Source organism: Streptococcus oralis subsp. dentisani, assembly GCF_003944205.1.
Taxonomy (GTDB): Bacteria; Bacillota; Bacilli; order Lactobacillales; family Streptococcaceae; genus Streptococcus; species Streptococcus oralis_BH.
The window spans coordinates 1-13,168 of sequence record NZ_RJPH01000009.1; the positions used below are offsets into that span (position 1 = coordinate 1).

Annotated in this window: 14 protein-coding genes, 1 tRNA gene, 1 rRNA gene, 1 other RNA gene and 1 pseudogene; 17 read left to right on the plus strand and 1 reads right to left on the minus strand. The window is 42.0% G+C overall.

Annotated features, from left to right (window positions below):
- Positions 1 to 132 precede the first annotated feature (132 nt).
- From rrf to D8805_RS06875, 13 genes and pseudogenes are all read left to right on the plus strand, one after another.
- Positions 133 to 248 (plus strand): 5S ribosomal RNA (gene rrf / locus D8805_RS06810).
- Positions 249 to 253: 5 nt separating this feature from the next.
- A tRNA-Asn gene (locus tag D8805_RS06815) sits at positions 254 to 327 on the plus strand.
- A gap of 186 nt (positions 328 to 513) precedes the next feature.
- Positions 514 to 900 (plus strand): annotated as a pseudogene (tnpA, locus tag D8805_RS06820) (IS200/IS605 family transposase); the annotation flags it as partial.
- 554 nt (positions 901 to 1,454) lie between these two features.
- Positions 1,455 to 1,691 (plus strand): sigma(X)-activator ComW, encoded by a 237-nt coding sequence (comW, locus tag D8805_RS10185; protein ID WP_125416406.1) that lies wholly within the window; start codon positions 1,455 to 1,457, stop codon positions 1,689 to 1,691.
- A 229-nt stretch (positions 1,692 to 1,920) separates the two neighbouring features.
- The gene (locus tag D8805_RS06835; protein ID WP_125416408.1) at positions 1,921 to 3,207 is read left to right on the plus strand and encodes an adenylosuccinate synthase; all 1,287 of its coding nucleotides are present in this window, start codon (positions 1,921 to 1,923) and stop codon (positions 3,205 to 3,207) included.
- A gap of 200 nt (positions 3,208 to 3,407) precedes the next feature.
- Complete coding sequence (gene tadA, locus D8805_RS06840; protein WP_061410101.1) at positions 3,408 to 3,875, plus strand: tRNA adenosine(34) deaminase TadA; 468 nt, start codon at positions 3,408 to 3,410, stop codon at positions 3,873 to 3,875.
- Positions 3,876 to 3,907: 32 nt separating this feature from the next.
- Positions 3,908 to 4,002: signal recognition particle sRNA small type (ffs, locus tag D8805_RS06845), an RNA gene on the plus strand.
- A gap of 59 nt (positions 4,003 to 4,061) precedes the next feature.
- Positions 4,062 to 4,505 (plus strand): dUTP diphosphatase, encoded by a 444-nt coding sequence (locus D8805_RS06850; protein ID WP_125416410.1) that lies wholly within the window; start codon positions 4,062 to 4,064, stop codon positions 4,503 to 4,505.
- A gap of 1 nt (position 4,506) precedes the next feature.
- A complete protein-coding gene (locus D8805_RS06855) occupies positions 4,507 to 5,022 on the plus strand; it encodes a histidine phosphatase family protein (RefSeq protein ID WP_185774583.1) in 516 nt (171 codons plus the stop codon).
- A 13-nt stretch (positions 5,023 to 5,035) separates the two neighbouring features.
- Complete coding sequence (gene radA, locus D8805_RS06860) at positions 5,036 to 6,397, plus strand: DNA repair protein RadA (protein WP_125416414.1); 1,362 nt, start codon at positions 5,036 to 5,038, stop codon at positions 6,395 to 6,397.
- A gap of 72 nt (positions 6,398 to 6,469) precedes the next feature.
- Complete coding sequence (locus tag D8805_RS06865) at positions 6,470 to 6,964, plus strand: beta-class carbonic anhydrase (RefSeq protein ID WP_185774584.1); 495 nt, start codon at positions 6,470 to 6,472, stop codon at positions 6,962 to 6,964.
- 215 nt (positions 6,965 to 7,179) lie between these two features.
- Positions 7,180 to 8,148, plus strand: a complete 969-nt coding sequence (locus tag D8805_RS06870; RefSeq protein ID WP_000010181.1) for a ribose-phosphate diphosphokinase — start codon at positions 7,180 to 7,182, stop codon at positions 8,146 to 8,148.
- 119 nt (positions 8,149 to 8,267) lie between these two features.
- The gene (locus tag D8805_RS06875) at positions 8,268 to 8,705 is read left to right on the plus strand and encodes a CoA-binding protein (RefSeq protein WP_000076478.1); all 438 of its coding nucleotides are present in this window, start codon (positions 8,268 to 8,270) and stop codon (positions 8,703 to 8,705) included.
- Positions 8,706 to 8,731: 26 nt separating this feature from the next.
- On the opposite strand, the gene D8805_RS06880 is transcribed toward D8805_RS06875, so the two are convergent.
- Positions 8,732 to 9,742: a YeiH family protein gene (locus D8805_RS06880; RefSeq protein WP_125416418.1), complete on the minus strand. Its 1,011-nt coding sequence runs from the start codon at positions 9,740 to 9,742 to the stop codon at positions 8,732 to 8,734.
- Between the two features lie 151 nt (positions 9,743 to 9,893).
- Here D8805_RS06880 and D8805_RS06885 point away from each other — a divergent pair, with 151 nt between their 5' ends.
- The 4 genes from D8805_RS06885 to D8805_RS06900 are packed head-to-tail and all read left to right on the plus strand — an operon-like array spanning position 9,894 to position 13,060.
- Positions 9,894 to 11,063, plus strand: a complete 1,170-nt coding sequence (locus D8805_RS06885; RefSeq protein WP_125416420.1) for a pyridoxal phosphate-dependent aminotransferase — start codon at positions 9,894 to 9,896, stop codon at positions 11,061 to 11,063.
- Positions 11,060 to 11,830, plus strand: coding sequence for a DNA repair protein RecO (gene recO / locus D8805_RS06890; protein ID WP_125416422.1), 771 nt, complete (start codon positions 11,060 to 11,062; stop codon positions 11,828 to 11,830). The genes D8805_RS06885 and recO overlap by 4 nt, the downstream gene beginning before the upstream one ends.
- Entirely contained in the window at positions 11,827 to 12,819 is a 993-nt protein-coding gene (gene plsX, locus D8805_RS06895; protein WP_125416424.1) for a phosphate acyltransferase PlsX, read from the plus strand. The genes recO and plsX overlap by 4 nt, the downstream gene beginning before the upstream one ends.
- Before the next feature lie 4 nt (positions 12,820 to 12,823).
- Complete coding sequence (locus D8805_RS06900; protein ID WP_125416426.1) at positions 12,824 to 13,060, plus strand: acyl carrier protein; 237 nt, start codon at positions 12,824 to 12,826, stop codon at positions 13,058 to 13,060.
- The last annotated feature ends 108 nt before the right edge of the window (positions 13,061 to 13,168 follow it).

The following is a 13,168-nucleotide window of genomic DNA, read 5'->3' on the forward strand; positions in this document are numbered from 1 at the left end:
GAAGTGTGGTGACACATGTAGCGGACTAATACTAATAGCTCGAGGACTTATCCAAAGTAACTGAGAAAACTTAGCGTATGGTTTTTCTAATTATTTGATAGATATTCAATTTTGAGTAGGTATTACTCAGAGTTAAGTGACGATAGCCTAGGAGATACACCTGTACCCATGCCGAACACAGCAGTTAAGCCCTAGAACGCCGGAAGTAGTTGGGGGTTGCCCCCTGTGAGATATGGAAGTCGCTTAGCTTTTATCCGCCATAGCTCAGTTGGTAGTAGCGCATGACTGTTAATCATGATGTCGTAGGTTCGAGTCCTACTGGCGGAGTCAGATAAAAAAGAACACCACTGGTGTTCTTTTTTATTATGTGACTATTAGTCCGTCTCGCTCCGTAAGGTGCGAGACAAATAAACCACCCGCTATGCGGGTGCGCATCGAAGGTTATACCAAAAAAACTCCAAACGCGATACAATAAAGGTGTTCAAGCCAATTGTAAAGCGAAAGGAGAAAAATATGGCACAAAAGGCACATAGTTTATCACACACAAAGTGGATGTGTAAATATCACATTGTGTTTACCCCTAAGTATAGACGAAAAGTGATCTATAATCAATATCGAAGTAGTTTAGGCGAAATATTTCATCTTTTGTGCAGTTATAAAGGTGTTGAAATTATCGAAGGTCACTTGATGCCTGATCATGTACATATGTTAGTAAGTATTCCACCAAGGATAAGTGTTTCAAGTTTCATGGGATATTTAAAAGGTAAAAGTGCACTCATGATGTTTGATAAACACGCCAACCTCAAGTATAAGTTTGGAAATCGGCATTTCTGGGCAGAAGGTTACTACGTGAGTACAGTGGGACTTAATGAAGCCACAATTAAGAAATATATTCAAGATTAAAGAAATTATCCAGTGGATGATTTCTTCACGAGTATGAAAAGCAGAAGGTTACTACGTGAGTACAGTGGGACTTAATGAAGCCACAATTAAGAAATATATTCAAGATTAAAGAAATTATCCAGTGGATGATTTCTTCACGAGTATGAAAATTCGAGAACGAGTAAAGCATGATATAGCATTAGATAAATTAAGTGTAAAAGAATATGAGGATCCCTTTAGGGGTAGTGGTAAGTAGTACCAAGGTCTCTTTAAGAGGCAAGTGACGAGTCAAGAGCAATGAGGCTTGAACAACGTGAAAGCCAGCGTCCTTAGGCGCTGGCTGGTGATTTGGGCTTATAACCCTGGTGCAAACCACCTGTTAGACGAGTAGTTATGATTTTATAAATGAAGTAAATTTTTCAAAATTCAAAACTTAATTTTGGCATCTATAATTACCTTTATATTTTATTTTTAGTTCATTTAGCTTTAAATTCTACTCTTATAGGATTTGAAGCTTTTTTAGTTCGTTTTTCTGTTAGACTGGTGTTAATAATAAGAAAGGGATTTTTTATATGCTTCAAAAATTTTATGAACGAGCATTTGTCTTTTTGAAACTAGTTGAACAAGAATATGCTTCTTTATGTCAGAGTTCTGCTGAGTGGGAATCACTTCATCTTCGGTTTTTACTATATTACTTAATCCGATTTAAAATAAAAAGTGATAGGGACTTTTCACTATATCACTTTAAAACAGCTTATCGTCTATATCTAGATAAATTCCTGCAAGGTGGTACAACTCTTATCCAATAAGAAACTCATATATTACGAACAATAATCTGTATTGATTTTATATTTTGTAGGATTTTGTTTAATTTTTAAGGTTTTGAATTTTGTTATTTACAGAAATTCCAAATCTTTTCCAGTGTTTCTTCTTGATAAAATGGTCTTTTTTTCTTATAATAAATTGTAAGATATAATTGCAGGTGAGACTCCTGCCATGTATATGAGAAAGGAAGAGTCTAGCGGCTCAGACAAGATTATGACTTCAGTTGTTGTTGTAGGTACCCAATGGGGCGATGAAGGTAAAGGGAAAATTACAGATTTTCTTTCAGCTAATGCAGAGGTGATTGCTCGTTACCAAGGTGGTGATAATGCTGGTCACACAATTGTGATTGATGGCAAGAAATTTAAGTTGCACTTGATTCCATCAGGTATTTTCTTCCCTGAAAAAATTTCAGTTATTGGGAATGGGATGGTTGTGAACCCGAAATCTCTTGTGAAAGAGTTGAGCTATCTTCATGAGGAAGGTGTGACAACTGATAACTTGCGTATTTCTGATCGTGCACATGTCATTTTGCCATATCATATTGAATTAGACCGTTTGCAAGAAGAAGCTAAGGGCGACAATAAAATCGGGACTACTATCAAGGGTATTGGCCCAGCCTACATGGATAAAGCTGCTCGTGTAGGGATTCGAATTGCAGATCTTTTGGATAAGGATATTTTCCGTGAACGCTTGGAACGGAATCTTTCGGAAAAGAATCGTTTGTTTGAAAAATTGTATGACAGTACCCCTATTTCAATTGATGATATTTTTGAAGAGTACTATGAGTATGGCCAACAAATCAAGCAGTATGTGACAGATACATCCGTTATCTTGAACGATGCACTTGATAACGGTAAACGTGTACTTTTTGAAGGTGCACAAGGTGTCATGTTGGACATTGACCAAGGTACTTATCCATTTGTTACTTCTTCAAACCCTGTCGCTGGTGGTGTGACAATTGGTTCTGGTGTTGGTCCAAGTAAGATTGACAAGGTTGTAGGTGTATGTAAAGCTTATACGAGTCGTGTAGGTGACGGACCTTTCCCAACTGAATTGTTTGATGAAGTGGGAAATCGCATTCGTGAAGTAGGTCATGAGTATGGTACAACAACTGGCCGTCCACGTCGTGTGGGTTGGTTTGACTCAGTTGTGATGCGTCATAGTCGCCGTGTATCTGGGATTACCAATCTTTCATTGAATTCTATTGATGTTTTGAGCGGTTTGGATACTGTGAAAATTTGTGTGGCTTATGATCTCGATGGTCAACGTATCGACCACTACCCAGCTAGTCTTGAGCAATTAAAACGTTGCAAACCTATCTACGAAGAATTGCCAGGTTGGTCAGAAGATATCACTGGAGTCCGTAATTTAGAAGACCTTCCTGAGAATGCACGTAACTATGTTCGTCGTGTAAGCGAGTTGGTTGGGGTTCGTATTTCTACTTTCTCAGTAGGTCCTGATCGTGAACAAACTAATATTTTAGAAAGTGTTTGGTCATAGGAGATTTTTAAGATTAGTTTAAGACAGGTTGGGTATACTATAAACAGTTACAAGAAGACCTCCTAACTTGTTGTAACAAATATCCTAAACTTTTCTTTTTCATAATAATCTCCCTATTAAGTCACCGCATTCGGTGGCTTTTTTTGTGTTGAGAATCATGATATAATAATAAAATCGACAAGTAGAAAAAGAGAAGAACGATGAATTATACAGTTGAAGAAAAAGAAGCCTTTATGAGAGAGGCTTTGAGAGAGGCTGAGATTGCCTTAGAACACGATGAAATTCCAATTGGTTGTGTGATTGTCAAGGATGGAGAAATCATTGGTAGGGGGCATAATGCGCGTGAGGAATTACAGAGAGCAGTTATGCATGCGGAAATTATGGCAATAGAGAATGCGAACTTGAGTGAGGAGAGCTGGCGCTTGCTGGATTGCACTCTTTTTGTGACCATAGAGCCCTGTGTGATGTGTAGTGGGGCAATCGGGCTTGCCCGTATTCCAAACGTAGTCTACGGGGCTAAAAATCAGAAATTTGGCGCCGCTGGGAGCTTGTACGATATTTTGACAGATGAGCGTCTCAATCATCGTGTAGAGGTTGAAACGGGAGTTTTGGAGAGTGAGTGTGCAGCGATTATGCAGGATTTTTTCCGAAATCGACGGAAAAAATAATTTCTCTTTAAAAACAGAGGGGAATGTGGTATAATAAATAGTGGAGCAACAGTTCTGCGTGAAGCGGGTCAGGGGAGGAATCCAGCAGCCCTAAGCGAGTGTGAATTGTGTGCTCTTTTTTCGTGCTTTTTTCGAATAAATAAGATAAAATAGCCTAGAATAAATGATTATAGAAAAGAGAAAAATATGAAAATTCGTGGTTTTGAATTGGTTTCGAGTTATACAGATGAAAATTTACTACCGAAGCGTGAGACAGCTCATGCGGCTGGCTATGACTTAAAGGTTGCGGAACGCACTGTGATTGCTCCGGGAGATATTGTTCTCGTCCCAACAGGAGTCAAGGCTTATATGCAACCGACAGAAGTGCTCTATCTCTATGACCGTTCTTCAAACCCTCGTAAGAAGGGATTGGTCTTGATCAACTCAGTTGGCGTTATTGATGGGGATTATTATGGCAATCCCGGGAATGAGGGACATATCTTTGCGCAGATGAGAAACATTACTGACCAGGAAGTGGTTCTCGAAGTTGGGGAACGTGTGGTTCAGGCTGTCTTTGCACCATTTTTAATCGCAGATGGAGATGAGGCAGACGGCGTGCGAACTGGTGGATTTGGATCAACAGGGCACTAAGATGAAGATTATCTTTGTACGTCATGGGGAGCCAGATTACCGTGAGTTAGAGGAACGTTCTTATACAGGTTTTGGGATGGATTTGGCCCCCTTATCTGAGAAGGGACGACAACAAGCTCAGGAACTTTGCCAAAATCCCTTACTACAATCAGCTAACTTACTAGTGACTTCAGCAGTAACGAGAGCTTTAGAAACGGCTTCTTATGTTTCTTGTGCTACTGGCCTTCCTTTGAGGGTGGAGCCTTTGTTACACGAATGGCAGGTTTATGAAACAGGTATAGAGAACTTTGAAAGAGCTAGATGTCTTTTTTTAGAAAACAAGGGGGAGTTGCTTCCTAATAGTTCTATTCAATATGAGACAGCTGCGGAGATGAAGTCTCGTTTTCTAGAATGCATGACTAAGTATCGAGAACATCAGACTGTGGTAGTTGTCGCTCATCGAATGCTCATGCGCCAGTTTGTACCTAATGAAAAAATTGATTTTTGCCAAGTGATAGAGTGTGAGATAGAGATTTAGAAAGAGGTTTATCATCGCAAAGAAAAAAGCGACATTTGTATGTCAAAATTGTGAATATAATTCACCTAAGTATCTAGGGCGTTGTCCTAACTGTGGGTCTTGGTCTTCTTTTGTAGAAGAGGTTGAGGTTGCTGAGGTCAAGAATGCGCGTGTGTCCTTGGCGGGTGAGAAAACCAAGCCCATGAAATTGGCTGAGGTGACTTCTATCAATGTCAATCGAACTAAGACTGAGATGGAAGAATTTAACCGAGTGCTTGGTGGCGGTGTGGTACCAGGAAGTCTCGTCCTCATTGGTGGGGATCCTGGGATTGGGAAATCAACCCTTCTCTTACAAGTTTCAACCCAGCTGTCTCAAGTGGGTACGGTTCTCTATGTCAGTGGGGAGGAGTCTGCCCAGCAGATTAAGTTACGGGCAGAGCGCTTGGGAGATATTGATAGCGAGTTTTATCTCTATGCAGAGACCAATATGCAGAGTGTTCGATCTGAGGTGGAGCGCATCCAACCAGATTTTCTCATCATCGACTCTATCCAGACGATTATGTCTCCTGAGATTTCAGGGGTGCAAGGGTCTGTGTCTCAGGTGCGTGAGGTGACCGCTGAGCTTATGCAGCTGGCTAAGACCAATAACATTGCCATCTTTATCGTAGGGCATGTGACCAAGGAAGGGACCTTGGCTGGTCCGCGTATGTTGGAGCATATGGTGGATACGGTGCTTTACTTTGAAGGGGAGCGTCACCATACCTTTCGTATCTTGAGAGCTGTCAAAAACCGTTTTGGTTCCACTAATGAGATTGGGATTTTTGAGATGCAGTCGGGCGGATTGGTTGAGGTGCTCAATCCGAGTCAAGTTTTCCTAGAGGAGCGTTTGGATGGGGCTACTGGCTCGTCAATCGTTGTGACCATGGAAGGTACTCGTCCGATTTTGGCGGAGGTTCAGGCTTTGGTAACACCAACCATGTTTGGAAATGCCAAGCGTACGACGACAGGACTTGATTTCAATCGTGCAAGTCTGATTATGGCTGTTTTGGAAAAACGAGCAGGGCTTCTCTTGCAAAATCAGGATGCCTATCTCAAATCTGCTGGTGGTGTGAAATTGGATGAGCCTGCTATTGACTTAGCCGTTGCAGTTGCTATTGCTTCGAGTTACAAGGACAAACCTACCAATCCTCAGGAATGTTTTGTGGGTGAACTGGGTTTGACCGGAGAAATTCGACGCGTGAATCGTATCGAACAACGCATCAATGAAGCGGCAAAACTGGGCTTTACCAAGATTTATGTACCCAAGAATTCCTTGACAGGAATCACTCCACCCAAAGAAATTGAGGTCATTGGTGTGACAACGATTCAGGAAGTTTTGAAAAAGGTCTTTGCTTAATCTGTGACAAATTCTCTTAAAAATGATAAGATAGGAGAAATATTTGATTGTCAAATTTTTAAGGGGGAAATCGTGTCGTATTTTGAACAGTTTATGCAAGCCAATCAGGCTTATGTTGCCCTTCATGGGAAATTAAATCTGCCACTTAAGCCGAAAACAAGAGTAGCAATCGTGACCTGCATGGACTCACGGCTACACGTCGCGCAAGCTTTAGGTTTAGCACTTGGAGATGCCCATATCTTGCGGAATGCGGGTGGTCGAGTAACAGAGGACATGATTCGTTCACTGGTGATTTCCCAGCAACAAATGGGGACAAGAGAAATCGTGGTGCTTCACCATACAGACTGTGGAGCTCAAACCTTTCAAAATGAGACTTTTCAAGAGCACTTGAAACATGAGCTCGGCGTCGATGTGTCTGGTCAAGATTTTTTATCATTCCAGGATGTTGAAGAGAGTGTGAGAGAGGATATGCAGTTGCTTCGAAAATCTCCACTGATTCCTGATGATGTGGTTATTTCAGGTGCTGTCTATGATGTGGATACAGGAAGTATGAGAGAAGTATACTAACTTTATCTCGAAAAAATCTCATCCTAGCATAAAATCGATTGTTAAAATGTAGGATTTTTAATTTTAATATAGCTAATATAAAATAGTATAAAACAAGGGTATAAATGTTTACTCTTGTTTTATTTTTGATTGAAAAATAAAGGAAAAAGCGCTACAATGGTAGATGGAAAATGTTGTGTAAAAAAACAAGTGATACATAAATACCGGAGGAAATCATGTCTTTTTCTGATTTAAAGCTGTTTGCCCTTTCTTCTAATAGAGAATTGGCAGAGCGTGTGGCGCAAGAGATTGGGATAGAGTTGGGGAAATCGACTGTTCGCCAATTTTCAGATGGGGAGATTCAGGTCAACATCGAAGAATCAATCCGTGGAAAACACGTCTTTATCCTACAATCAACGAGCTCACCTGTAAATGACAATCTGCTCGAAATTTTGATCATGGTAGATGCCTTGAAGCGGGCTAGTGCAGAATCTGTCAACGTTGTCATGCCTTACTATGGTTATGCACGTCAGGATAGAAAAGCGAGAGCGCGTGAGCCAATCACTTCAAAACTCGTTGCCAATATGCTAGAAGTGGCTGGAGTGGATCGTTTGTTGACGATTGATTTGCATGCTGCGCAGATTCAGGGATTCTTTGATATTCCTGTGGATCACTTGATGGGCGCTCCATTGATTGCGGACTACTTTGAACGTCGTGGTATGGTTGGCTCTGACTATGTTGTTGTCAGCCCAGACCATGGTGGTGTGACTCGTGCTCGTAAATTGGCAGAGTTTTTGAAAACTCCGATTGCAATTATTGACAAACGTCGTAGTGTAGACAAGATGAATACCAGCGAGGTGATGAACATCATCGGTAAGGTCGAAGGCAAGACTTGTATCTTGATTGACGATATGATTGATACAGCTGGAACTATTTGTCATGCGGCAGATGCTCTTGCTGAAGCAGGTGCTGTTGAAGTTTACGCAAGCTGTACGCACCCAGTTCTTTCAGGGCCAGCTATGGACAATATCCAAAAATCAGCTATTAAAAAATTGGTTGTTTTGGATACCATCTACCTACCAGAAGAGCGTTTGATTGATAAGATTGAACAAATTTCGATTGCTCATCTTCTAGGCGATGCTATTATCCGTATCCACGAAAAACGTCCTCTTTCTCCTTTGTTTAGCATTGAGAAAAAGATTTAATCTTTCACTTGAAATAGATAGTTCTCCTAGCAGGTTTCTTTTCTTGCTAGGAGATTTTTATAGTCAAAATCTGCAAGCCTTTTCAAAATATGCTATACTGATGAAAAAGGAGGATTTCTATGAGTCAAGAATTTATCAATCCAAGTGATGGTGTGATTCGTCAGTATTTAGCAACCAGTAAAACCTTAGCGGTAGTGGGCTTGTCCGACCGTGAGGAAACCACTAGCAATCGAGTGACCAAGGAAATGCAGGCTAGAGGCTATAAAATCATTCCAGTTAATCCCAAGGCTGCAGGTGGGGAAATTTTGGGAGAGAAGGCTTATGCGAGTCTAGCTGAGATTCCTTTTCCTGTAGATATTGTCAATGTTTACCGTCGTAGTGAGTTTTTGCCAGATGTGGCGCGTGATTTTCTCAAGGCTGATGCCAAGATTTTTTGGGCGCAATTAGGACTTGAAAGCCTAGAAGCGGAAGAAATCTTGCGTGCCGGAGGATGCGATGACATCGTGATGAATCGCTGTATCAAGAGAGAACATACACGCTTAATTCTTGAACAATAAAAGGTAGCCATGGGCTACCTTTTGTGTTAGAAAATACCAATCAATGCCTGCATGCCAAGACTGGTAAGGATGATGGCAATCCAGCAAAGGGCTCCGAGTACAATGGATTTTCCGCTGGATTTGATCATGGCTACTAGATTTGTTTTGAGACCGATAGCACTCATGGCCATGATAATGAGAAATTTGGAGAGTTGTTTGAGAGGGGTGAAGAAGCTACTAGACACACCGAGAGAGGTGAGAAGAGTCGTTAAGAGAGAGGCTAGGATGAAATAAAGGATAAAAAGTGGGAAAACTTTTTTCAGTTGGAAATCTTGGCTGTTTTTTTGCTGGCGACTTTGCCAGTAGGAGAGAAAGAGAGTGATGGGAATGATTGCTAGGGTGCGTGTGAGTTTCACAATGGTTGCAGACTCAAGGGTATTGGTATGGTAAAGACTGTCCCAGGAGCTGGCGGTAGCCGTCACAGAAGAAGTATCATTGACTGCAGTTCCTGCAAAGAGGGCGAAGCCGTCATTGGATAGGTGAAGCCAAGTTCCTAGAGTTGGAAAGATGAGCGCAGCCAAAACATTGAAGAAAAAGATAACGGAAATGGCTTGGGCAACTTCTTTTTCCTTGGCATGGATAACGGGCGCTGTCGCAGCAATGGCAGAACCACCACAGATAGAAGAACCCACTCCAATCAAAGTAGCTAGTTTTGTGTCTAGCGCAAAGAAACGCTGGAAGAGGTAGGCGACGATTAAGGAAATCGAAATGGTGGAAAGGATGACAGGGAGTGAAGTTTGTCCAACTGCGAAGACTTGCGAGATATTGAGACCAAAACCGAGTAAGATAACGGCATACTGGAGCAATTTTTTGGAACTAAAGGTCAAACCTGCATCTAGTTGTTTGTAGGGTGAGAGCCAGGGGTGGAGGAGCATTCCAGCAAAAATTGCAAAGACAGGTGCGCCCACGACGGGGAAAAATCCTCCTAGAAACCAAGAAATGATAGAAATGAGAAGGCAGGCCAAGATTCCTGCCCCGTTTTTTGATAAAAATGACATATGAACCTCCGAAAATAAGCACTTATTATTATAGTCCTGTCGAGAAGAAAAGTAAAACAGAAAGTGAAAAATCCGGGTTTCAGATGGATTTTGCGGTCAGGGAGCTTTTGTAGTATAATAGTACTATGTTCTGTAAGCAAGGGGGATATCTATGGACTTAACCAAGCGCTTTAATAAACAGTTAGACAAGATTCAAGTTTCCTTGATTCGCCAGTTTGACCAGGCCATTTCAGAGATTCCTGGGGTCTTGCGTTTGACCTTGGGGGAACCTGATTTTACAACGCCAGATCATATCAAGGAGGCAGCCAAGCGAGCCATTGATCAGAACCAATCCTACTATACAGGGATGAGCGGTTTGCTGACTTTGCGCCAGACTGCTAGCGACTTTGTAAAAGAAAAATACCAATTGGACTACAATCCTGAAAATGAAATCCTGGTCACTATCGGAGCGACAGAGGCTTTATCTGCTACTTTGACGGCTATTTTGGAAGAGGGGGACAAGGTGCTCTTGCCAGCTCCTGCCTATCCAGGATATGAACCGATTGTCAATCTAGTTGGGGCAGAGATTATCGAGATTGATACAACTGAAAATGGTTTTGTCTTGACTCCTGAGATGTTGGAAAAGGCCATTTTGGAGCAAGGGGATAAACTCAAAGCAGTTATTCTCAACTATCCAGCCAATCCGACAGGAATTACCTATAGTCGGGAGCAGTTGGAAGCCTTGGCAGACGTTTTACGCAAGTACGAGATTTTTGTTGTCTGTGATGAGGTTTACTCAGAATTAACCTATACAGGGGAAGCCCATGTATCTTTGGGAACTATGCTGAGAGACCAGGCTATTATTATCAATGGTTTATCTAAGTCTCATGCTATGACAGGTTGGCGTTTAGGCCTTATCTTTGCTCCTGCAGCCTTTACGGCTCAGTTAATCAAGAGTCACCAGTACTTGGTAACTGCCGCAAATACTATGGCGCAACATGCTGCGGTAGAAGCTTTGACGGCGGGTAAAAACGATGCGGAGCCTATGAAGAAGGAATACATCCAGCGTCGAGATTATATCATCGAGAAGATGACTGCTCTTGGTTTTGAGATTATCAAACCAGACGGTGCCTTTTATATCTTTGCTAAGATTCCAGCGGGCTACAATCAAGACTCCTTTGCTTTTCTGAAGGATTTTGCTCAGAAGAAGGCTGTTGCCTTTATCCCTGGTGCCGCCTTTGGACGCTACGGAGAAGGCTATGTGCGCCTATCTTATGCAGCTAGCATGGAGACTATCAAAGAAGCTATGAAACGACTTGAGGAGTACATGAGAGAAGCATGATTCAGTCTATCATGAGTCAAGGCTTGGTGCTCTACAATCGCAACTTTCGAGAGGATGACAAGCTAGTCAAGATCTTTACCGAGCAGGCAGGCAAGCGCATGTTTTTCGTCAAACACGCTGGCCAGTCCAAACTAGCTCCGGTTATTCAGCCCTTGGTGTTAGCACGATTTCTCTTGCGAATCAATGATGACGGCCTTAGCTACATCGAGGACTACCATGAGGTGATGACCTTTCCCAAGATTAATAGTGATCTCTTTGTCATGGCTTATGCGACCTATGTGGCTGCCCTTGCAGATGCTAGTTTGCAGGATAACCAACAAGATGCGCCCTTATTTGCCTTCTTGAGAAAGACTCTAGAGCTAATGGAAGAAGGCTTGGATTATCAAGTCTTGACCAATATTTTTGAAATTCAAATCTTGACTCGATTTGGAATCAGCCTCAATTTTAATGAGTGTGTTTTTTGCCATCGGGTCGGTCAGGCCTTTGACTTTTCTTTTAAATATGGAGCCTGCCTTTGCCCAGAGCATTATCATGAGGATGAGAGACGTTGTCATCTAAATCCCAATATCCCTTATCTGCTCAATCAATTTCAAGCCATTGATTTTGAAACCTTGGAGACCATTTCGCTCAAGCCCGAAATCAAGCAAGACTTGCGCAAGTTTATAGACCAAATCTACGAAGAGTATGTTGGGATTCACCTTAAATCAAAGAAATTTATTGATTCCCTGGCAGACTGGGGACAATTACTAAAAGAGGAAGACAAATGAAAAAAATTGCAGTAGATGCTATGGGGGGCGATTACGCACCTCAAGCCATCGTTGAAGGTGTCAATCAAGCCCTGGCTGACTTTTCGGATATTGAGGTTCAACTCTACGGAGATGAAAGTAAGATCAAGCAATATCTAACGGCGACAGAGCGTGTTAGCATTATCCATACGGATGAGAAAATTAACTCAGACGATGAGCCGACAAAAGCTATCCGTAAAAAGAAAAATGCCAGCATGGTATTAGCAGCCAAGGCAGTCAAGGAGGGAGAAGCAGACGCTGTCCTCTCAGCTGGGAATACAGGTGCCTTGTTGGCTGCAGGATTCTTCATTGTGGGTCGTATCAAGAATATCGATCGTCCTGGACTCATGTCGACCTTGCCGACCATTGATGGCAAAGGGTTTGATATGCTAGATCTCGGTGCCAATGCGGAAAATACAGCCCATCATCTGCACCAATACGCGGTTCTAGGTTCCTTCTATGCAAAAAATGTTCGTGGGATTGCACAACCACGTGTTGGTTTGCTCAACAACGGAACAGAAAGCAGCAAGGGAGATCCGCTTCGTAAGGAAACATACGACTTGCTAGTAGCTGATGAAAGTTTGAACTTTGTTGGAAATGTGGAAGCGCGTGATCTGATGAATGGTGTTGCGGATGTTGTCGTAACAGATGGTTTCACGGGAAACGCTGTTCTCAAATCCATCGAAGGGACCGCTATGGGAATCATGGGCTTACTCAAGACGGCTATTACAGGTGGTGGCCTTCGAGCGAAGTTAGGTGCTCTCCTTCTCAAAGATAGTCTCAAAGGTTTGAAAACACAGCTCAACTATTCAGATGTTGGTGGAGCGGTCTTGTTTGGTGCCAAAGCACCTGTTGTCAAGACCCATGGCTCAAGTGATGCCAAAGCTGTGTACAGTACGATTCGCCAGATTCGTACCATGATCGAAACAGACGTAGTTGCTCAGACTGCGCGTGAATTTTCAGGAGAATAAAAAGATGACAGAAAAAGAAATTTTTGACCGTGTTGTAACCATTATCCAAGAGCGACAGGGAGAAGACTTTGTCGTGACAGAAGCCTTGAGTTTGAAAGATGACCTAGATGCGGACTCAGTGGACTTGATGGAGTTCGTCTTGACACTAGAAGATGAATTCGGAATTGAAATCAGTGATGAGGAAATTGACCAACTGCAAAGTGTAGCAGATGTGGTCAGAACTATTAAAGGTAAGATATAGCAAAAAGCAACATGCAAGTCATGTTGTTTTTTTGTTTGCAGAAAAAAGAAAAATGTTAAAATTTTTTGTAGAGATTGCGAATAAAGAGATAAGAAAGAAAAAAGGAGG

What these genes read in the sequence shown, in the direction of transcription:
- D8805_RS06900 (WP_125416426.1), top strand. Translation starts at nt 12,824, where the DNA reads ATGACAGAAAAAGAAATTTTTGACCGTGTTGTAACCATTATCCAAGAG.
- tadA (WP_061410101.1), top strand. Translation starts at nt 3,408, where the DNA reads ATGAATTATACAGTTGAAGAAAAAGAAGCCTTTATGAGAGAGGCTTTG.
- plsX (WP_125416424.1), top strand. Translation starts at nt 11,827, where the DNA reads ATGAAAAAAATTGCAGTAGATGCTATGGGGGGCGATTACGCACCTCAA.
- comW (WP_125416406.1), top strand. Translation starts at nt 1,455, where the DNA reads ATGCTTCAAAAATTTTATGAACGAGCATTTGTCTTTTTGAAACTAGTT.
- D8805_RS06885 (WP_125416420.1), top strand. Translation starts at nt 9,894, where the DNA reads ATGGACTTAACCAAGCGCTTTAATAAACAGTTAGACAAGATTCAAGTT.
- D8805_RS06880 (WP_125416418.1), bottom strand. Translation starts at nt 9,742, where the DNA reads ATGTCATTTTTATCAAAAAACGGGGCAGGAATCTTGGCCTGCCTTCTC.
- D8805_RS06835 (WP_125416408.1), top strand. Translation starts at nt 1,921, where the DNA reads ATGACTTCAGTTGTTGTTGTAGGTACCCAATGGGGCGATGAAGGTAAA.
- D8805_RS06855 (WP_185774583.1), top strand. Translation starts at nt 4,507, where the DNA reads ATGAAGATTATCTTTGTACGTCATGGGGAGCCAGATTACCGTGAGTTA.
- D8805_RS06850 (WP_125416410.1), top strand. Translation starts at nt 4,062, where the DNA reads ATGAAAATTCGTGGTTTTGAATTGGTTTCGAGTTATACAGATGAAAAT.
- D8805_RS06870 (WP_000010181.1), top strand. Translation starts at nt 7,180, where the DNA reads ATGTCTTTTTCTGATTTAAAGCTGTTTGCCCTTTCTTCTAATAGAGAA.
- recO (WP_125416422.1), top strand. Translation starts at nt 11,060, where the DNA reads ATGATTCAGTCTATCATGAGTCAAGGCTTGGTGCTCTACAATCGCAAC.
- D8805_RS06875 (WP_000076478.1), top strand. Translation starts at nt 8,268, where the DNA reads ATGAGTCAAGAATTTATCAATCCAAGTGATGGTGTGATTCGTCAGTAT.